The following is a 19,957-nucleotide window of genomic DNA, read 5'->3' as shown; positions in this document are numbered from 1 at the left end:
AAAAACGACATTTTCCAAAAAATGGCGGTTTCCAGCGAGTTCAACCTCTTCGCCAGCCAAATATGGGGACGATCCCCCGGTTATCAACCTGCCGGGAACCAAGCCCTTTGAAACACAGCGCCAGGAAGAGCGAGACACGCTCTCACGCTTTCTTTACCAGCCTGCCTTAGGGGCACAGTGCAAGGGCGCCCTCTCGATGCCTGCCCGAACGGAGACCTGAAAACGTCATGCCGAAGCCGGCGATCAGCGTTGCCATGAGCGTCTACAATGGCGAGCGTTTCCTCCCGCTCGCCATCGAGAGCGTGCTTGCGCAAACCTTTTCCGACTTCGAGCTGCTGATCCTCGACGATGGATCGCGCGACGGTTCCGCGCAGATCATCAGGCACTACGCCGCCACGGATGCGCGCATACGCCCCATCCTTCGCGAGAATCGCGGATTGATCGCCAGCCTCAACGAACTGCTTGTGGAGGCGCAGGCTCCGCTGGTGGCGCGCATGGATGCCGACGATATCTGTCGGCCTGAACGCTTCGGCCGCCAGGTGGAGTTCCTCACGCACCATCGCGACTATGGCGTGGTCGGCACCTGGAGCGAGGATATCGGCGAACACGGCGAGGCGCTGGTCCGCAGCGGCGCCGATCATCCGCTCACCCATGAGGACATGATCGTCGCCATAGAGAACGGCGAGCAATTGATCTGCCATCCGGCCGTGATGTTCCGCCGCGAGGTGGTCCTGGCTGTGGGCGGCTATCATGCCGCGTTCCGTCATTGCGAAGACCTGGACCTCTGGCTGCGCCTGTCGAGCGTGACGCGGATGGGCAACATTCCGGAGCGGCTTCTTCGCTATCGGCGCTATCCGGACCAGGTCTCCGCCCGCCATTCCACGGAGCAGCAGATCGGCTCCGTGATCGCGCGCCTCGCCTGGGAAGAGCGTCGCGACGGACGACCCGATCCAACCGAAAATCTCGCGCGACTGCCTTCTATCGACACGCTGGATGCCCTGTTCGGCCGCCCCGGCGTTTCCCGCGCCGCGCGCGAGACGATCGCGCTGGGCCTGCGCTGGTCCCCTGCCGCCATGCGCGACGGCGGCTTCGACATCCTGCTCGACCATGTTCGTAATGGCGGACGCCGCGATGGACTGTGGCGGACGGTGGCCCGGCTCGTGCGGTTCGGGGAGCCGGCGCGCGCGCTGCGTCTTGCCGCTGCCCTGGTACGGAACTGACCGGCATGTCGGTACGCCGCGCCGCGCTCTGGTCGCTCGCCGCGCAATACGCCACGTTCACCATTCAATTCGTCGCGAGCGTCGTCATTTCGCGGCTGTTCCTGCTGCCGGCCGATGTCGGGCTGTTCTCGATCGCCCTCGCCGCCGCCATGCTGGTTTCGATCTTCCAGGACCTGGGCATTACCCGCTTCATCTCCGGCCAGCCGGAAATGAGCCCGGCCGCGGTGCCGCACTATGCCGCGGTGGCCGTGACGATCGGATGGAGCGTGGCTGCAATCGTCGCCGTAGCGGCGCCGTTCGTGGCACACTTCTATGCCCAGCCGGCCATCGCCCCGCTGCTATGGCTTATCGCGGCCTCCTACCTCATCACGCCCTACTCTACCGTTCCGGCCGCCCTGCTGGTGCGCGAGATGGACTTCCGCACCCTGTTCCTGGTCAACGCCGGAAGCGCGCTGGCGGGGAACGGCACGGCGATCGCATTGGCCGCCTGCGGCTTCGGAGCGTCATCGCTTGCCTGGGGCGTGCTGGCCACCGCCGTGGCGCGTGCTGCCATCGCCAACCTTCACCGGCCGGTGCGTCCGCGCCTGCCGAAGCATACCGGATCGGTGCGGCCGATGCTGGGCTTCAGTTCGATGTCCTTCGTGCTGAGCGCGAGCGCGGCGATCGGCCAACGCTCCCAGGATCTGATCGTCGGCCGCGTGCTCGGCATCGCGGCGACCGGCCTGTTCAGCCGCGCCAGTGCATTGGCCGGGCAGCTGACCACGCTGGTGACAGGGGCGATCGGCAGCGTGTTCTATTCCGCCTTCGCCCGCAAGCGCGACGCCGGTGAGCCTTTGGCAGAGCCCTATCTCCACCTCGTCGCCTGCTATACCGCGCTCAATTGGGCGGCGATGATCGGTCTTGCCATTGCCGCCGAGCCGCTGGTCATGCTGCTTTACGGCCCGAACTGGATGGGCTCCGCCCCGCTACTGCGCTGGACGGCGCTGGGCGAGATATTCTTCGTGGCCATACCCCTGCAGATGGACGTACCCTTGCTGCTTGGCCAGATCCGCCGGCTCGTCTGGGTGAACCTGCTGGATACGTGCGCCGCAGTGGCGATCCTTACCGCCGGCTGCTTCATCAGCCTGGATGCGGCGGGGATCAGCCGCGTGGTCTATGGCTTCGTCTGGTGGGCGATCTACGCGATCTATCTGGGTCGGCTGATCGGGTTCCGCTTCGGCGCCTTGATGACCGTCTATGCGCGCAGCGGCCTCTGTGCGCTGGCAGCCGGGGTGCCGCTGATGATCGCGCGCTGGCAGGGTGTCGAGCTGGGGCTGATCGCCCTGCTGGTGCTGAGCGCCGCAGGCGTGCTCGCATGGCTGGCTGCGCTGGCCGCTACGCGCCATCCCGCCTGGCGGGAAGTGCGGATGATGGCGGAAGCGCTGTCACGCCCGATCCTCTCCCGGCGCGCGGGCTGAACCGTCGTGCGGATGGCCTACCTCCTGCTGGCCCACGAAGCGCCGAAACAGCTCGAACGCCTGGTCGAAGCCCTGCTCGCCGGAAGCGCCGAGGATTTCGTGGTGATCCATGCCGACCGCCGCTCGGCGCTTTGGCACGCCTTGCGCAAGCACCTGCCGGGGCCGTGCGGCCGGGTCCATCTGGTGCCGGATCCCGTGGCCGTTCGCTGGGGACACTGGAGCCAGGTCGCCGCCACCGAAAAGCTCGTGCGGCAGGCAGTTCGCCTCGGCTGCGACCATGCGCATCTCCTCAGCGGGGCCGACTGGCCGGTAGCTTCGCGAAAGGAGTTGGCACACGGGTTGGACAAAGGCCTCTGCCATATCGAGGTCCGGCCGGGTCACATGGCCGAGCGGATGCAGACCTTTCGCTTCGACGCGCGTTGGCTGCGGCTCGATCCCGCGAGGGACAAGCTTGCCTATGCGGCAACCTGGGAACTGCGCCGCCTCGCGCGGTGGCTGGACCGGGCGCGCCATCGGTTTCGCCGCGAGCGCTCGCAACCTTTCGGGACATGGGCTTACGGTTCGCAATGGTGGTCCCTGCCTGCCGACGCACTGGCCGTGCTGGCGCGCGAACTGCCGCCGCTGCTACGGAGCGGGCGGTTGAAGGGCACGCTATGCTGCGACGAGCATGTCATACCGACCCTGATCGCGCGCCATTTCCCCGATCGGATCGCCGGAAACCGCCGGTTCGTGCAGTTCCCCGGCGGGGCATCCAGCCCGCGCCTGCTGGACGCACACGACCTTCCGGAGATCGCGGCAAGCGACGCCTGGTTCATGCGCAAGGTATCACTCGCGCACGACCCGTTCTTCCTTGCGCTACCCCAGCAGACGAGCGACCCGGATCGGGACGCACCGGAAGCGGAAACGTTGGTATAGCATCGGGCGCGGTGGTATGATCCTGGCTGCGACACCTGCAACATAGCGGTGCGCAGGAGAGAACGATGCCAGGAGCAGCCCTAGGGCTGACGCTCGTCTTCGCCGAACTGGCGATACTGGGCGCCCAGCCTGCACCCTCGCAGTCACTGCCCTCGGACTCACTGCCGACCCCGGACCAGCATCTGCCTGCCCAACCGGATGCCGCGGAACCCGGCGTTGCGCAGCCCGTGCCTTTCGCGGTGCAGTTGCCATGGGCCCAGCATCACTTCGAGACGGACATGGATGCCCCGATCCAGGGCCAGGCCGACGACGACGACCGCATGACGGTTGCCGTGGGCATCGAGGGACGCGGCCCCTACCGGTTTCTGATCGACACCGGCTCGCAGACGACGGTGGTTTCCTCCAGCCTTGCCGGAACACTGGGATTGACGCAGGGGCCGATGGTGCGGGTCATCAGCATGGGCGGCATGAGCAATGTCTCCACGGCGCGACTGGACTCGCTCGACATCGGGCTGAAATCCTACTCGGGCCTCACCGTGCCGGTGCTCGAACGCAACCATATCGGCGCGGATGGCATCGTTGGCACCGACAGCCTCCAGGACCAGCGCGTGGTGCTGGACTTCACGAAAAACACTATCGCCATCGGCGATGCCCATAGCCTTGGCGGCAACAACGGCTATGAAATCATCGTTCGCGCCCGCAAGAAGGCAGGGCGGTTGATCATGACCAATGCCCTCGTCGACGGCATTCGCACGGATGTGGTGATCGACACCGGGGCAAGTTCCACGATCGGCAACCTCGCCCTGCAACGCGCCATGCGAGAGAGAGCCACCGGCCAGACCACCCTGCTCTCGGTCACCGGACACGAATTGCCGGCCGGGTTGGGCTACGCCAGAAAGCTCCAGATCGACGACATCAACGTCTCCAACGTCCTCATCGCCTTTGCCGACGCGCCGGCCTTCAAGGAACTGAACTTGCGCAGGCGTCCCGCGATCTTCCTCGGCATGCGGGAAATGAGGGTGTTCAAACGCATCGCCATCGATTTCACCACGCGGCGCATCATGTTCGATATGCCGAAGTGATCCTGAGCGGAGGGAAGGTTCCCAGGCCATCCGGTGACACCCGTGATTGTCTATCGCTTCGCGCACCCTAAATAGCGCCGATGCCACCAGATACAGCCGTCAACGATTCGCGCGCCCGCCACGATGGCTGGCGCACCCTCCTGCGCTTCATGCCCTATCTCTGGCCCGTGGGGAACCCGGCGCTGCGCTGGCGGATCGTGTGGGCGTGTCTGTTCATCCTGCTCTCCACCGCCACACAGCTTGCCCTGCCCTACCTGATGAAATGGGCGGTCGATCTGATGGGCGCCACCGGCCCGAAACTGGTGCAGCTGGCGATGCTGATGGTGCTGGGCTACGCGGCCGGGCGGCTGATCCAGACGGCGTTCGACAACATCCGCAACATCGTGTTCGAGCGCGTGGGGCAGGATGCCACGCGCGAACTGGCGGAAAGCGTCTTCGGACAGCTCCACCGCCTGTCGTTGCGGTTCCATCTCGCCCGCCGTACCGGCGAAGTGACCAAGACCATCGAGCGCGGCACCAAGAGCATCGACACGATGCTCTACTTCATGCTGTTCAACATCGCGCCCACCATCCTGCAATTGCTGGTCGTGGCGGTGATCTTCTACCTCAATTTCGGCCCCGGCCTCGTCATCGCGACAGGCGTGGCCATCGCCGCCTACATCTGGGTGACCCGCACCATCACCGAATGGCGCACCAAGCTGCGCGAACAGATGAACCGGCTGGACGGGCAGGCGCTATCCCGCGCGGTGGACTCGCTGCTCAACTACGAGACGGTGAAGTATTTCTCGGCCGAGCATCGCGAGCAGGAGCGATACGCCCAGGCGACGCGGGCCTATGCGGTGGCTGCCGTGAAGAGCGAAAATTCGTTGGGCCTGCTCAACATCGCGCAGGGGCTGGTGATCAACCTGCTCATGGCCGGCGCGCTCGGCTATACCGTGTGGGGCTGGTACAAGGGGCAATATACGGCGGGCCAGCTGGTCTTCGTGCAGACCTACCTCACCCAGCTGTTCCGCCCGCTCGACATGCTGGGCATGGTCTATCGCACGATCCGGCAGGGCCTGATCGACATGGCGGAAATGTTCCGCCTGCTCGACGAGCCGCAGGAAGTGTCCGATCGGCCCGACGCGCCCGCGCTGGTCGTCCGGCGCCCCTCGATCGTGTTCGACAATGTGGTGTTCGGCTATGAACCTGACCGGCGCATCCTCAAGGGCCTGTCGTTCGAGGTTCCGGCCGGGCAGAACTTCGCCATCGTCGGTCCCTCGGGCGCGGGCAAGTCCACGCTCGCGCGGCTGCTGTTCCGCTTCTACGACCCGCAGGAAGGCCGCATCCTCATCGATGGGCAGGACATCGCCGGCGTGACCCAGGCGTCCCTGCGCGCCGCGATCGGCATCGTTCCGCAGGATTCCGTGCTTTTCAACGACACCATCGGCTACAACATCGGCTACGGCCGCGACGACGCGACGCAGGCCGACATCGAATCCGCCGCGCGCGGGGCCGCGCTGATGGGCCTGATCGACCGCCTGCCGCAGGGGTTCGCCACGGAAGTGGGCGAACGCGGCCTCAAGCTTTCGGGGGGCGAGAAACAGCGCGTGGCAATCGCCCGCACGCTCGTCAAGAATCCGCCGATCCTGCTCCTCGACGAGGCCACTTCCGCGCTCGACACCCGCACCGAGCAGGACATCCTGGCGACGCTCCACCGCGTCTCGGAAAACCGCACGAGCCTGTCGATCGCGCATCGCCTGTCGACGATCGCCGATTCGGACCGGATCCTGGTGCTGAACGACGGCCAGCTCGCGGAAAGCGGCACCCATGGCGAGCTGCTGCGGCTGGACGGGCTCTATGCGGAAATGTGGGCGCGACAGGCGGCGGAAGCCGAATCCATGATCGAGGCCGCGCAATAGCTTTCGCCCATTCGGAACTTCGGCGGCGCTTGGGTGTTCCGCAAGGATCGATCGCCTCCTCCGGAGCCCCATGCGCGTGAAACTGCCCCCGATGTCCGCCGTATTTCTGCTCATGGGCGCGCTTGCGCCGATCATCCCGGCCGTCATGATCGCCGGCCCCGTACTGGCGCAACCGGAGCCCGCCGCCCTATCCGTCCCGCCATCGGCGCCAATCGAATCGTTGCAGGCCCTTGAGATGCAGAAGGTCGCACGCGCGCATTTCGCCCAGTTGGACTGATTGCAGTTGGACTGATCGAGGCGGTATCGAAGCCAACCGCACATCCCTGCCCGCTCCCGAATAGCCCCAAGGTCGACCACCGGATTGCCGGTTCGTCCGGATTCGCGGAAATATGGTGCCCGCGAAATCGATCGGCAGGGATGAAATGCTCGCCACCAGCGCTCTCTTCACGCGGCATATGGTCCAGCAGGTGCCCCCGCGCGAGCCGGTACCGGTCGGCCTTTTCGCCGGAAATCGCCGCCTCGCGGTGGATGTCCGCAGACCGATGGAGTTCGGCGCGCTGACCCTGCTCTCCCGCCGGGCCCTTTCACGACGTTCGGCGAATCTGGAGGGCCTTAGCCCTCGCGCTATCGCAAAGCGGGCGATCGCGCGCTGGAGCAGGCCGATCGAAACCGGCTATTTCCTCGATACCCGTCATATCGAGCCCAACAACGTGTCGCATCTGTTGATGGACATCATTCCGCTGTGCCTGGCGGCCCGTCGCGCCTTGGGCAACGTCACCTGCGTGTTTCGTCCGCTTCAACCGCGCTTCGAAGAGCTGCTGCGCTATTTCGCGATCGAGCCGCTCTGCACCTATCGCCCGGTTTCCGGCAAGCAGCTTAGCTTCCGTCTATCGCGCGGGCTCGCACAGTTCGGTATCGAAGCGCAGTTCGATGCCCCGCTCTACAACTACACGGGCGAAGTCTACACGGATTGGGTCGCTGCCGGGAACGGCCAGCGGAAAGTCTTCGTCTCCCGCCGTGGCCCGCGTTCCCCCACCAATGCGGCGGCGCTGGATGCCCTGCTATCAGCACGCGGCTTCGCCACGATCTATCTGGAGGACTTTCCGATCGCGGAACAGATCGCCGCGATGGAGGCCGCAGACCACGTGGTGGCCATCCACGGCGCCGCCCTCGCCTATCTGGCGCTGAAGCACCGGACACGCTCGGTCATCGAAATCATGCCACCGCACGTCTACCACGATCATTTTCCCCTCGGGATCGGGCACAAGGTCGACCGATACGTCCAGCTGATCCCGAACTTCGACGATGACGTGCAGTTCCAGGGCTGGCCGGCGATCTATCGACACAAGCAGGCATCGTTCGCCGTCGATTTGCGCCAGCTGGAAGAAGCGCTGGACGACGATGCAACGGAAATCGGACCTGAAAGACACGAGCAGGCCGCCGCCATCGCGGCACAGGCCTAGACCGGCTGACCCGCTCCGTTCCCGGCCACTTTCACTTCACGACGTCGGCCTCGTGCCAGACGACAGCTTGTGCTGCCTTCATGCAATTTTCGGCCGTGTCCCAGGAAAGCGACGGCGAACCATAGAGCCGCCAGCCCTGCGCCAACGCTTCGGACACCCGCTCGCAGAAGGCGCGGTCGTCGGCGCCGGTCAGCAGGCGGTAGATCGGGCGGTCTTCGGGGGTCTGGTACATCTGGCATCTCTTTCGATTTCGAAAGTCAGATGCCTAGTCACTCCAGCCCCGCTGGCAAGTCCCCCATTTTCTCTCCCCGTTCGACGAACGCCTGCCAAGTCATCCCGGATAGCGTTCGAATTCCGGCAGGCCCGCGATATCTTTCATCCAGCCGATCCGTTCGGCCACCTGAATGTGGGCCTGGGGAGGCAGGGCATCGGGATCGTCGAGCGTGGCGACCTGGATGTCGATCAGGCCGGGCAGATATTCCTCGTTGGCATACCACAGCCCGGTGCCGCAGCGCGGACAGAAGTGGCGCATGGTCGAACCGCTGGAGTTGTAGACCGAGGCTTCGCCCGCCGTAAGCGCGAATTCCGGCGTCTTGAACGCGGCCCAAGCCACGGTCGGCGCACCGGATGATTTGCGGCAATCGGCGCAGTGGCACAGCGCGACATGCTCCGGCGCACCTGCAACGGTGTAGCGAACGTCGCCACACTGACATCCACCTTCGAGCGTCATAGCGAATCTCCCTCTGATGCGAGGAAGCTAGTCGATCTTCAGGAACATTCAAGGAACAAATTTCGTCGTCCCGGACTCGATCCGGGACCGCTGGCCGAGCCGCGCCTTGCTCGCAGGCAGGCGCCTAAAGACCTGACAGCGGTCCCGGATCAAGTCCGGGACGACGGGAAATCTGCGACGTTTAAAGGATATACTTCGACAAGTCCGCGTTGCCCGCGAGGCCTTCCAGCTTTTCGCGCACATAGGCCTCGTCGATCGTCACGGTCTCGCCCTTGCGGTCCTCGGCCTCGAAGCTGAGTTCCTCCAGCAGCTTTTCCATCACCGTCTGGAGGCGACGCGCGCCGATGTTCTCGACGGTTTCGTTCACCAGGGCGGCGATGCGGGCGATCTCGCCCACGGCGCCTTCGGTGACCTCCACCGCGACTTCCTCGGTCGCGAGCAGCGCCTTGTACTGGGCCACCAGGTTCGCGCGGGTTTCCGAGAGGATACGCACGAAATCCGCTTCCGTGAGGGCCTTCAGTTCGACGCGGATCGGCAGGCGGCCCTGAAGCTCGGGCAGCATGTCGCTGGGCTTCGCCACATGGAACGCACCGCTGGCGATGAAGAGGACGTGGTCGGTCTTCATCGGGCCGTACTTGGTGGCCACCGTCGTGCCTTCGATCAGCGGCAGCAGGTCGCGCTGCACGCCTTCGCGGCTGACCGAACCGCCGCGCACGTCGGAGACGGCGATCTTGTCGATCTCATCGAGGAAGACGATGCCGTTGGTTTCCGCACTCGCCAGCGCGGTGCGGGCGACGTCGTCCTGATCCAGGCGCTTCTCCGATTCCTCGTCCACCAGCTTGTCCCAGGCGTCGGGCACCTTCATCTTGCGACGGGTCAACTTCTGGCCACCGAACTTGCCCATGATATCGGACAAGTTGATCATGCCGACCGAGCCGCCCATGCCCGGGATCTCCATCGGCGCCGAGGGGCTATCCTCGACCTCGATCTCGACCTCGGTATCGTTCATGGCGTTTTCGGTGATGCGCTGGTGGAAAGAGGCGCGGGTGGCCTCGGAAGCGCCTTCGCCGACCAGCGCATTGAGCAGGCGCTCCATCGCCGCCTTGGAGGCAGCCTCGCGCACGGATTCGCGGCGGCGCTCCTTTTCCAGCCGGATCGCTTCCTCCACGAGGTCGCGGGCGATCTGCTCGACGTCGCGGCCGACATAGCCGACTTCGGTGAACTTGGTCGCCTCCACCTTCACGAAGGGCGCATCCGCCAGCTTGGCCAGGCGGCGGCTGATCTCGGTCTTGCCGCAGCCCGTCGGGCCGATCATGAGGATGTTCTTGGGCGTCACCTCGTCGCGCAGGTCGAGCGAGAGCTTCTGGCGCCGCCAGCGATTGCGCAGGGCAACCGCGACGGCCTTCTTCGCCTCGCTCTGGCCGATGATGTGGGCATCGAGCGCGCGGACGATCGCCTTGGGGGTGAGGTTGTCTTTCATGATGTGATCGGTCTCAGATGGTCTCGACCGTGACGCGGTCGTTGGTGAAGACGCAGATGTCGGCGGCGACGGTCATGGCGCGCCGGGCGATCTGCTCGGCATCGGTCTCGTAGCCGTCGATGGCGCGGGCGGCGGCAAGGGCATAGTTCCCGCCCGAGCCGATCGCGGTGATCTGGCTGTCCGGACCGCCCTCGGGCTCAAGCACGTCGCCATTGCCGGTGAGCACCAGCAGGGTGTCCGCGTCGGCCACGATCATCAGCGCTTCCAGATTGCGCAGATACTTGTCGGTGCGCCAGTCCTTGGCGAGTTCGACGGCCGCGCGCATGAGCTGGCCGCGATGCTGCTCCAGCTTGCGCTCCAGCCGCTCGAACAGGGTGAAGGCGTCGGCCGTGGCGCCGGCAAAGCCTGCGATCACCTTTCCGTCACCGATGCGGCGCACCTTGCGCGCATTGGGCTTCATCACCGTATTGCCCATGGAGACCTGTCCGTCACCGGCGATGACGGTCTTGCCGCCCTTCTTGACGCCGATGATGGTCGTACCGTGCCACTGGATCAGGCCGTGGCTAGCCCCGCTATTATCCATGCCGCGGATATATGACCGCGTTCGCGCGGTTCAAGCGGTGAAAATACAAGACGCCCCGCATCCGAAACAACAAAAAACGTCCGCGAAACCGAGGCGGTGTCGCGGACGTTTTTGAGCGACGATCCGGGGATCGCGCGATTTTCCCGATCAGCTGCCGTTGGGACCGGGGCCGACCGGGCCGGTGCCGCCACCGGGCATGCCGGCAGCGCCCACGGCGCCGATATTGCCGAACAGATCTTCCAGCAGGCCGCGATGGCGGCCCAGCGTTGGCGTAGTGTCGCCGTTCGGGTTGATCCGGGCCACCTGTTCCATGCCGCGCTTGTCGACGCCGACGACATTGCCGGCCGGGTCGAAGCGCACGCGCAGCACCGTCTGCTCGGACGTCTGAGGACGGCGGAACGGCGGCGTCTTCACGGTCTGCGAAATGTAATAGTAGTCCTTCTCGCCGAACTGGCTGACGAAGGTCGGGCGGCCGAGCGTCTTTTCCACCGACAGGCGGTTGTCGATGCCGGGCTGCACCGAATCGAGCAGCGTCTGATCTACCAGATATCCACGGTGATCGCGCACCGAAGTGCATCCCGCCGTCAGCGCAGCCAGCGCCAGCGCGATGCCTGCCGCCTTAGCCATGTGACCGTAACTGCGCATTTTCCCACTCCATTCGGGGCCCGGCCCTTCGCCGGGCATTGCCACCAGACGCAGGGCCCATATATCGGCCAGATAACGGCACCGAGCCTTAGAGCCCGCCAGCCCGTCACGCAATGGGCGTTGGGGCAGGTCGATTGAATTGCCGATGAACGAAAGGTCAGACTGCCCCGTGTCCATGCTTTCCCGTCTCGTCGGCAAACGCTCCGATCCGCAGGGCGCGGTTCGCCCGCTCTGGCACCGCATCGTCGAGATCGCCCGAGAGAAGCCGTGGTACGCCGATTTCGGCGTGGCCGACACCGTGGCCGGCCGCTTCGACGCCGTGACGCTGGTCCTGGCCCTCGTCATGCTGCGGATGGAGCGTGTGGAAGCCCTGATCACGCCTTCCGTTCACCTGACCGAGTTGTTCGTGGACGACATGGACGGCCAGCTTCGCCAGTCCGGCGTTGGCGACCTGGTGGTCGGCAAGCGCATGGGCAAGCTGATGAGCGTCCTCGGCGGACGTATCGGCGCCCTGCGGGAAGCGCTTCCGCTGGGAGACGATGCACTGGCCGAAGTGCTGGGCCGCAACGTGACGCTGACCGAGGACGCGGACCCGCTCCGCCTTGCCGGGCATGTCCGGGCGCTGGCCCGCCAGCTCGATACCGTTACCGACCATGACCTCCTGAACGCGAGCATTGCGCGATGACCGATATTCCAGCCTACACGCCCGAATTCTCCCGACCGATCGACATCCGCCAGGCCGAGGGCAAGGCCACGCACCGGCTTGAGGCCGATGCCGCCGAGCGCGAGGCGCTTTCCGCGCGTTTCGGCCTTGTGCGGATCGAGCGGCTTACCGCCGACCTCGAACTGGAGCGCAAGGATCGCAAGGTGGAGGGACGCGGCCGGATCGAAGCCGATTACGTCCAGGCCTGCGCCGTCTCGGCCGAGGACATCGCCATCTCGCTGGACGAGCCGGTGTTCTTCCGTTTCGTGCCCGAGGCGGGCGACCATACGCCCGATGAGGAGATCGAACTCGATTCGGACGATTGCGACGAGATCGAGTATCACGGCACGCATATCGATCTTGGCGAGGCCGTGGCGCAGAGCCTGGCCCTGGCGATCGATCCGTTCCTGACCGGCCCCGAAGCGGACAGCGCCCGCAAGGCCGCCGGAATCGGCACGCCCGAGGACAGCAGCCCGTTTGCGGCGCTCAAGGGCCTGGGCCTCAAGGAATAAGCCCAGAGGCAAGGAAAAGATAATCGGGCCGGGCCAAGGAACGCCTTGATTGCGGGCGCGTTTCCCCGCAAGCGAAGCGCTTTCCTTGCGCTCTTCTTCCTGGCAGGCCCATGCATTCACCATTTCCGCAGGCCCCGTTTCCGCAGACCGGGCCTGCCAAGCAGACCTTCGGCAGCGACGTCGCGCGGACGCGCGTAAAGCCCGGCCTCGACCCCAAGACCGCGTTCGGCCTGGCCGTGGCCATCCTGTTCTTCCTGGCCAGCGGGACGGTGGCGTACCTTAACGTCCGCGTGCTGCGGGACGACACGCAGAAGATCGTGCACTCCCACGAAGTCATCGTGGCGCTGAACGGCCTGCTGTCGGCCGTGCAAGATGCGGAGACGGGCCAGCGCGGCTTCCTGCTGACCGGGCGGGAGAGCTATCTCGATCCCTATCGCAGCGCGCTGACCGAAGTCGGGGGCCAGTTCAGGACGATCGGGAACCTCACTCGCGACAACCCCGATCAGCAAGGGCGGCTCGCACCGCTGCGCCGTCATATCGACGCCAAGCTGGCGGAACTGAGGGAAACGATCGTGGCGCGCCAGAACGGCGGCCTGGAAGCGGCCTTGCTGCTGGTCGCCTCGGATCGCGGCAAGGTCGAGATGGATGCCATCCGCAGCCAGCTCGGGCTGATGCAGCAGGATGAGGCGCGCCTGCGACAGGAGCGCCTGGCGGAAATGGAACAGGCCTACAAGTCGGCCTGGGCCAGCGGCATCGCTTCCTGTCTTCTGGGTATCGCCCTGACGCTGGTGATCGGTTTCCTGATGCGGCGGGCGGCGATCGCGGCGGGACATCGCGAATGGCTTCAGGCGGGCCAGGTCGCCCTTGCCTCGGCGGTGCTGGGAGACCAGCCAGTGGAGCAGCTTGGCGAAAACATGCTGGCCTTCCTGGTGCGGTTCGTGGGTGCCCAGGCGGGCGCGGTGTTCTCGGGAGATGGCCATCACTTCCGCCGTGTCGCCGCCTATGGCGTTCCCGCCGATGCCGGGATCGTCGAGCGTTTCTCGATGCGCGAGGGTCTGCTCGGCCAGGTCGCGGCGGACGGCGCGCCGGTGCTGCTGGCCGACATTCCCGACAGCTACCTGACGATCGGCTCCACCTTCGGAAGCGACAAGCCGCGCCACCTGCTGATCGCGCCCGCAGTTGCCGACCAAACGGTCCACGGCGTGATCGAACTCGGCTTCCTCCAGCCGGTGGACGAACATGTCCTGGCCTTCCTGGCCGAAATCTCGAACGCGGCGGGCGTCGCCCTGCGCTCGGCCCGCTATCGCGCCGAATTGCAGCACCATGCCGAGGAACTCCAGGTCCAGAGCGAGGAACTGCGCGTTTCCAACGAGGAACTCGAAGAGCAGGGCCGCGCGCTCAAGGAATCGCAGGTGCGGCTGGAGCATCAGCAGGTCGAACTGGAGCAGACCAACTCGCAGCTGGAGGAACAGGCTCAGCAGCTGGAGCACCAGCGCGACGATCTTGCCCGCTCCAACGCCGTGGTGGAGCTGAAGGCCCAGGAACTGGAACAGGCCAGCCGCTACAAGTCCGACTTCCTGGCCAACATGAGCCACGAACTGCGCACGCCGCTCAATTCGCTGCTGATCCTGTCCAAGCTGCTGGGCGACAATCCGCAGGCCAATCTTACCGGCGATCAGGTGCAGTACGCTCGCACCATCGAGTCCTCGGGCAACGACCTGCTGGCGCTGATCAACGACATTCTCGACTTGTCCAAGATCGAGGCCGGGCACTTGCAGATCCGGCCGGAAACGGTGCTGCTGGAACGGCTGACGAGCGACATGCGCCAGCTCTTCCAGCCGGTCGCCCGGACGCGCGGGCTGGATTTCGATGTTCGCGTCGCGCCGGGCTGTGCCGCCACGCTCGATACCGACCGCCAGCGGCTGGAGCAGATCCTCAAGAACCTGCTCTCCAACGCCTTCAAGTTCACCGAGACCGGGCGCGTGGGGCTGGACATCGAGCCGGACGGAAGCGATGCCCTGCTGCTGTCCGTAACCGACACCGGCATCGGCATTCCCGAAGACCAGCAACGCGCGATCTTTGAGGCCTTCCGCCAGGCGGACGGCACGGTGAACCGCAAGTACGGCGGCACCGGCCTCGGCCTCTCGATCTCGCGCGAACTGGCCCGCCTGCTCGGCGGCGCGATCTCGCTGACCAGCGTGGCCGGACAGGGCAGTCGCTTCACCTTGCGCCTGCCGCTGGCCCATGATCCGGCGATCGAAGGATCCGCGCGGATCACGCCGAACGGCGTCGCCATGGCCATGCCTGCCGCTCCCGCCGCAACGATGCCTCCCTCGCGATCGGCCTCGCATAAGCCTGAGCCGGCAACCCTGCTGCGGCAGGTGGAGGACGACCGCGAAACCGCAAGCATGGCCCAGCGCGTGCTGCTGGTGGTCGAGGACGATTCCTCCTTCGCCGGCATCGTGCGCGACATGGCGCGGGAGATGGGTTTCCAGTGCCTCGTCGCCGGCACGGCCGAGGAAGCACTGCAACTCGCGCGCAGCTTCCAGCCCCACGCGGTGGTGCTCGACATCGGCCTGCCCGACCAGTCCGGCCTCGCCCTGCTCGACCGCCTGAAGCGCGATGTCGAGACGCGGCACATCCCGGTCCACGTCGTTTCCGGCACCGATCATACCCAGACCGCGCTCTCGCTGGGCGCCGTCGGCTACCTGGTTAAGCCAGTGAAGCGGGAAGACCTTTCGGGCGTGCTGCAAACCCTTGCGGCCCGGCTCGATTCCCCGACGCGGCGGGTGCTCATCGTCGAGGACGATCCCGTCCAGCGCGACGCCGTGGCCCGCCTGCTCAGCTCTGGCGAGGTGGAGACGGTGGCCGCCGCCACCGCCGCCGAATGCTTCGAACTGCTGGCCAGCCAGACCTTCGACTGCATGGTGCTCGACCTCGCCCTGCCCGATGCCAGCGGCTTCACCCTGCTGGAAACGCTCAGTCGCGAGGGCACCTATGCCTTCCCGCCCGTGATCGTCTATACGGGGCACGACCTGACCCCCGACGACGAGCAGCGCCTGCGCCGCTATTCCGATTCGATCATCATCAAGGGCGCCCGCTCGCCCGAGCGCCTGCTCGACGAAGTCTCGCTGTTCCTGCACCAGGTCGTCACCGAGCTACCGCCCGAGCAGCAGACGATGATCCAGCAGGCACGCAACCGCGACGCGATCCTGGAAGGCCGCCGAATCCTGGTGGTGGAGGACGACGTGCGCAACGTCTACTCGCTCACCAACATCCTCGAACCGCAGGGCGCGGTCGTGCAGATCGCGCGCAACGGGCAGGAGGCGATCGACGCGCTGGATCGCTCCGCCGACGATGACGTCCATCGCATCGACCTCGTGCTGATGGACGTGATGATGCCGGTGAAGGACGGCCTTACCGCCACGCGCGAGATCCGGCAGGATCCGCGCTGGGCCCGGCTGCCGATCATCACCCTCACCGCCAAAGCCATGCCCGACGATCAGGAGCGCTGCATCGACGCGGGGGCCAACGACTACATGTCGAAGCCGCTCGACGTGGACAAGCTGCTCTCGCTGGTCCGCGTCTGGATGCCGCGCTGATGCGAAACCGGAAGCGCGAAGGCCAACGCTGATGGACGAGGAGAAGATCGAGGATATCGAGATCCGCCTCCTGCTGGAGGCGCTCCACAGCCGCTATCACTACGACTTCCGCAACTATGCGCAAAGCTCGCTGAAACGTCGCCTGCGCCAGGCGCGCGACCAGATGGGACTGCCTACCTTCTCCGCGCTTCAGGACCGCATGTTGCGCGATCCCGCCACGGTCTCGCGCCTGCTGGGCTTCCTGACGGTGCAGGTCAGCGAACTGTTCCGCGACCCCGCCTACTTTCGCGCCATCCGCGAGAAAGTGGTGCCGCACTTGCGAACCTATCCCTCGCTCAAGGTCTGGATCGCCGGATGCAGCGCGGGGGAGGAGCTCTATTCGCTGGTCATCCTGTTCCGCGAGGAAGGGCTGGAAGACCGCACCCTGTTCTATGCCACAGACATCAGCCAGGATGCGCTCGATGCGGCGGCGCGCGGAATCTATCCGCTCGACCGCATCCGCACCTTCACCGAGAACCATCAGCTTGCGGGGGGCAAGTCCTCGCTGTCGGACTACTATTCCACCGCCTATGGCCACGCCGCCTTCGACAAGAGCCTGCGCGACCGGGTGGTCTTTTCCGACCACAGCCTCGTCTCCGACGCGGTCTTCGCGGAAATGCACCTAATTTCCTGCCGCAACGTCATGATCTACTTCGACCGCACCTTGCAGGACCGCGCCGTGGGGCTGTTCCGGGACTCGCTGGCGCGCAAGGGGTTCCTGGGCCTCGGCGCACGGGAAAGCCTGCGCTTCTCCTGCCACGCCGGGGCGTTCAGCGACTTCGTGCGCGAGGAGAAGATCTACCAGAAGCGCGAGCCGTGACGTCCCCTGGGCCTGAACCGACTGGACCTCAACCGACAGGCCGGGGCGCGGTGGTCCTGGGGGCTTCGGCCGGGGCGGTGCAGGCGCTCTCGCGCATTCTTCCCATCCTGCCCCCGGATTATCCGCTGCCGGTGCTGGTGGTGGTCCATGTGCCGCCGCAAAGGCGCAACGTGCTTGCGGCGCTGTTCGCGGAGAAATGCCGACTGGCGGTGCGCGAACCGGACGACAAGGAGCCGATCGCGCCGGGCACGATCCTTTTCGCACCACCCGACTACCACATGCTGATCGAGGCCGACCGCACCGTTTCGCTCTCGACCGAAGGGCCTGTGCAGTTCTCGCGCCCCTCGATCGACGTGCTGTTCGAGAGCGCGGCCGATGCCTATGGCGCGGGCCTGATCGGCGCGGTGCTGACCGGCGCCAACCATGACGGCGCGGAAGGCCTGAGGGCCGTGGCCGAAGCCGGGGGCACCGCCTTCGTGGAAGACCCGGCGGAGGCGGCCTATCCCGTCATGCCCAGCGCCGCCCTCGCGCTCACGCCGCGCGCCGAAAGCCTGTCGCTTGCCGCGATCGCGCAGCGCCTGCTGGAAGCGGCCGGATAGCCGGCCCTATTCCGGCGCGATCATCCTGTAAGCCCCGCCCATGAGCCGCGTCACCTCGTCGCGGGAAAGCACATATTGCGGCTCGTAGCCAAGGCCCGTTCGCCGGGTGCGCCGCCACTGGTCCACGTAGAGCCCCTTGTCCTGCCCGAATACCGAGTGGACGTGACGGGCCAGCCCCGCCGGGCAATCGGCCGAATAGGCCGCGCGGAAAATGCCGATATCGACCACGTAAGGCCCCACCATGACCCAGACATGCCCGCCCCAGCGCAGTTCCTCGGCACCGAACACGGCCGGACCGTCCACCGGCTCGGGAATTCCGTATACCGGCTTCCCGTCCACCGAGAGCACGCCCGCAACCACATGAACCGGCGCCGACAGGTGGCGTTCCAGCTGCACGGCCAGAGCCGCGCTCAGCCAGGCCGCCAGCGGCTTGCCTTCGCCCGCCTCGGCCGCATCCGCACCGGCATTCCGGAAGACCTTGAGGATCTCCACCGCGCAAGCCGCAAGCCGGGCCTTGTCGGCATCCGGCATGGCATAGGCCTTGAACGCCTTGGCTTCCGCCCAGCCGTGCCGCGCGGCGACCAGCTTGCCAAGCTGGGTCAGGTCTTTTGTCACTGTCATTCGAAATCACTTCCCGCTCGTCCGGCAACAACCGGTGCGGCCCGAGCCCTTAGAGAGGCTTTGCCGCCAGGCCAAGTGCCGCGCCTGCGAATCGGCCTGATCCACTCTGGCAGCCGACACGCTCCTCGCCTCCAGTCGAACGGATGGTAAACCCTGTTCATTCCGGCCCTAAATCGATCGGCAGTTTTAAAAAGCCGAACGCATAGACAGTGGGCTGAGCAGCAAGCATTTTCTATTCGGCGGCACCCAAGGCCGAAACGACATTATGATTAAACAGCCGATCCGGCGGCAGTTCTATCCTTCTGCTGCGAAACTGCGCCTAATTTCCAGATGTTATCGGAACGACAACCCCGCCCGCTTTCTGGCCGTCTTCATGACCAGTGGGGCGGCGCCGCATTTCGCTCATGCATGCCGGCACGATGCCGGGCAGAACAGAGAGGTGCCATCGTGTTGAGGACTGCCATCGCCGCAAGCGGCCTGTCGCTGGGAATCCTGGCATCGGTCCCCGCCCATGCCGACATCAACGGAACCATCAACGCCACGATCACGCTGACCGCCGGGTGCATCATCAACGGCCAGAACTACAACGACGGTTCGGCCAACGTCGCCTTCGGCACGCTCGATTTCGGTTCGCAGAACACCCTCTTCACCCAGGTCGATGCGCAAGTCCTGAGCGGCGCCACCGGCTTCACCGTCCAGTGCAGCAACGGCGTGACGCCCACGCTCTCGTTCAACGCGGGCCAGAACGACGGATCGGGCGCGGGGGCGGGCGTCCATGCGATGGTCAACCAGACGACACCGGGCCAGTTCGTGACCTACAACCTCTACACCGACGCCGGGCGCACCGCCGTCATTCCCGTAGGCGGAGACATCGTCCTGCCCAGCGACGGATCGGTCCAGACGGTCAACGTCTATGGCCGCGCCTTCGGAGAAGCGGGCCTGACGCCGGGATCCTACGCCGATATCGTCACTGTCGTGCTCGAACTCTAGGGCGTGAACCCATAGACCGGCGATGTCCTGCTATCGCCCTTTCCCGACGTTTCGGTGCCTTCCCTGCCTAGCCATCGCGTCGACGTTCGCCTGCCAGAGCGCCGAAGCGGCGACGACGGCACAGTTCGATGTCACCGCCACGGTCGCTCCCGGCTGCCTGGTGGACGGCCTCGGCGCCAGCGGCAATGCGGGCCGGATCGGCACGCTGGATTTCGGCACCGTGTCCACCTTCTCCACCCAGCGGCGCACGGCCACGACCACCACCGGCCAAGCGATCAGGCTGCGCTGCACGCCGGGGGTCAACCTGATCATGACCATCGACGGCGGCAGCCACGCCGCGTCGGGCCAGCGCAACCTCCAGCGGACCGGCACCGGCACCACCCCGCGCATGCCCTATGCGCTGTGCCGCGACGCTGCCTGCACCCTGCCGATCGTCGCCGGGACGGGCTACGGGACCAGCGTCACGTCCACCAACAGCCAGGACGTGCGCCTGCCGATCTATGCGGCGCTGACGCCCTCCGGAACGATGCCGCCGGGCACCTACACCGACACCCTGACGGTCACGCTGACGTGGTGAACCGAAACCCCCGCCCAA

Annotated in this window: 20 protein-coding genes; 14 read left to right on the top strand and 6 right to left on the bottom strand. The window is 65.8% G+C overall.

Annotation, left to right across the window (positions count from 1 at the left end; all coding sequences use genetic code 11):
- Positions 1-227 precede the first annotated feature (227 nt).
- From RT424_RS08540 to RT424_RS08510, 7 genes are all read left to right on the top strand, one after another.
- Positions 228-1,220: a glycosyltransferase gene (locus tag RT424_RS08540; protein ID WP_313436328.1), complete on the top strand. Its 993-nt coding sequence runs from the start codon at positions 228-230 to the stop codon at positions 1,218-1,220.
- 5 nt (positions 1,221-1,225) lie between these two features.
- A complete protein-coding gene (locus tag RT424_RS08535; protein WP_313436325.1) occupies positions 1,226-2,677 on the top strand; it encodes an oligosaccharide flippase family protein in 1,452 nt (483 codons plus the stop codon).
- Positions 2,678-2,689: 12 nt separating this feature from the next.
- Positions 2,690-3,592 carry a beta-1,6-N-acetylglucosaminyltransferase gene (locus tag RT424_RS08530; protein ID WP_313436336.1) on the top strand — a complete coding sequence of 301 codons (903 nt, stop codon included), beginning with the start codon at positions 2,690-2,692 and terminating at the stop codon, positions 3,590-3,592.
- Between the two features lie 65 nt (positions 3,593-3,657).
- Entirely contained in the window at positions 3,658-4,674 is a 1,017-nt protein-coding gene (locus tag RT424_RS08525) for an aspartyl protease family protein (protein WP_313436323.1), read from the top strand.
- 80 nt (positions 4,675-4,754) lie between these two features.
- Positions 4,755-6,575, top strand: a complete 1,821-nt coding sequence (locus RT424_RS08520) for an ABC transporter ATP-binding protein/permease (protein WP_313436320.1) — start codon at positions 4,755-4,757, stop codon at positions 6,573-6,575.
- A gap of 70 nt (positions 6,576-6,645) precedes the next feature.
- The gene (locus tag RT424_RS08515) at positions 6,646-6,852 is read left to right on the top strand and encodes a hypothetical protein (RefSeq protein ID WP_313436318.1); all 207 of its coding nucleotides are present in this window, start codon (positions 6,646-6,648) and stop codon (positions 6,850-6,852) included.
- A gap of 112 nt (positions 6,853-6,964) precedes the next feature.
- Positions 6,965-8,038, top strand: a complete 1,074-nt coding sequence (locus tag RT424_RS08510) for a glycosyltransferase 61 family protein (RefSeq protein ID WP_313436316.1) — start codon at positions 6,965-6,967, stop codon at positions 8,036-8,038.
- Positions 8,039-8,069: 31 nt separating this feature from the next.
- Here RT424_RS08510 and RT424_RS08505 read toward each other — a convergent pair whose 3' ends face one another.
- The 5 genes from RT424_RS08505 to RT424_RS08485 all read right to left on the bottom strand — a co-directional run bounded on the left by RT424_RS08505 (position 8,070) and on the right by RT424_RS08485 (position 11,476).
- Entirely contained in the window at positions 8,070-8,270 is a 201-nt protein-coding gene (locus tag RT424_RS08505; protein WP_021235064.1) for a DUF1737 domain-containing protein, read from the bottom strand.
- A gap of 99 nt (positions 8,271-8,369) precedes the next feature.
- Positions 8,370-8,768, bottom strand: coding sequence for a GFA family protein (locus RT424_RS08500; protein WP_313436314.1), 399 nt, complete (start codon positions 8,766-8,768; stop codon positions 8,370-8,372).
- A 181-nt stretch (positions 8,769-8,949) separates the two neighbouring features.
- Positions 8,950-10,248 (bottom strand): ATP-dependent protease ATPase subunit HslU, encoded by a 1,299-nt coding sequence (gene hslU, locus RT424_RS08495; RefSeq protein WP_313436312.1) that lies wholly within the window; start codon positions 10,246-10,248, stop codon positions 8,950-8,952.
- A gap of 13 nt (positions 10,249-10,261) precedes the next feature.
- Positions 10,262-10,831 (bottom strand): ATP-dependent protease subunit HslV, encoded by a 570-nt coding sequence (gene hslV, locus RT424_RS08490; RefSeq protein ID WP_313436310.1) that lies wholly within the window; start codon positions 10,829-10,831, stop codon positions 10,262-10,264.
- A 147-nt stretch (positions 10,832-10,978) separates the two neighbouring features.
- Positions 10,979-11,476 (bottom strand): outer membrane protein assembly factor BamE, encoded by a 498-nt coding sequence (locus RT424_RS08485; protein WP_409521457.1) that lies wholly within the window; start codon positions 11,474-11,476, stop codon positions 10,979-10,981.
- 169 nt (positions 11,477-11,645) lie between these two features.
- Here RT424_RS08485 and RT424_RS08480 point away from each other — a divergent pair, with 169 nt between their 5' ends.
- The 5 genes from RT424_RS08480 (at position 11,646) to RT424_RS08460 (ending at position 17,751) form a co-directional block, all read left to right on the top strand.
- On the top strand, positions 11,646-12,161 hold the full coding sequence (locus tag RT424_RS08480; protein ID WP_313436307.1) for a ubiquinol-cytochrome C chaperone family protein: 516 nt from the start codon (positions 11,646-11,648) through the stop codon (positions 12,159-12,161).
- Complete coding sequence (locus RT424_RS08475; protein WP_313436304.1) at positions 12,158-12,691, top strand: DUF177 domain-containing protein; 534 nt, start codon at positions 12,158-12,160, stop codon at positions 12,689-12,691. The genes RT424_RS08480 and RT424_RS08475 overlap by 4 nt, the downstream gene beginning before the upstream one ends.
- 110 nt (positions 12,692-12,801) lie before the next feature.
- Positions 12,802-16,293 (top strand): response regulator, encoded by a 3,492-nt coding sequence (locus RT424_RS08470; RefSeq protein ID WP_313436301.1) that lies wholly within the window; start codon positions 12,802-12,804, stop codon positions 16,291-16,293.
- Between the two features lie 31 nt (positions 16,294-16,324).
- Complete coding sequence (locus RT424_RS08465; protein ID WP_313436298.1) at positions 16,325-17,152, top strand: CheR family methyltransferase; 828 nt, start codon at positions 16,325-16,327, stop codon at positions 17,150-17,152.
- Between the two features lie 50 nt (positions 17,153-17,202).
- A complete protein-coding gene (locus RT424_RS08460; protein WP_313436296.1) occupies positions 17,203-17,751 on the top strand; it encodes a chemotaxis protein CheB in 549 nt (182 codons plus the stop codon).
- A 6-nt stretch (positions 17,752-17,757) separates the two neighbouring features.
- Here RT424_RS08460 and RT424_RS08455 read toward each other — a convergent pair whose 3' ends face one another.
- Positions 17,758-18,372 carry a hypothetical protein gene (locus tag RT424_RS08455; protein WP_313436293.1) on the bottom strand — a complete coding sequence of 205 codons (615 nt, stop codon included), beginning with the start codon at positions 18,370-18,372 and terminating at the stop codon, positions 17,758-17,760.
- 450 nt (positions 18,373-18,822) lie between these two features.
- Here RT424_RS08455 and RT424_RS08450 point away from each other — a divergent pair, with 450 nt between their 5' ends.
- A complete protein-coding gene (locus RT424_RS08450; RefSeq protein WP_313436291.1) occupies positions 18,823-19,362 on the top strand; it encodes a spore coat U domain-containing protein in 540 nt (179 codons plus the stop codon).
- A gap of 22 nt (positions 19,363-19,384) precedes the next feature.
- Positions 19,385-19,939, top strand: a complete 555-nt coding sequence (locus RT424_RS08445) for a spore coat U domain-containing protein (RefSeq protein ID WP_313436288.1) — start codon at positions 19,385-19,387, stop codon at positions 19,937-19,939.
- Positions 19,940-19,957 lie beyond the last annotated feature (18 nt).

The sequence above is a fragment of the Novosphingobium sp. genome (assembly GCF_032093395.1).
Classification (GTDB): domain Bacteria; phylum Pseudomonadota; class Alphaproteobacteria; order Sphingomonadales; family Sphingomonadaceae; genus Novosphingobium.
Note: the sequence above shows the minus strand (reverse complement) of the source record. Positions and strands in the feature narration are given on the sequence as shown.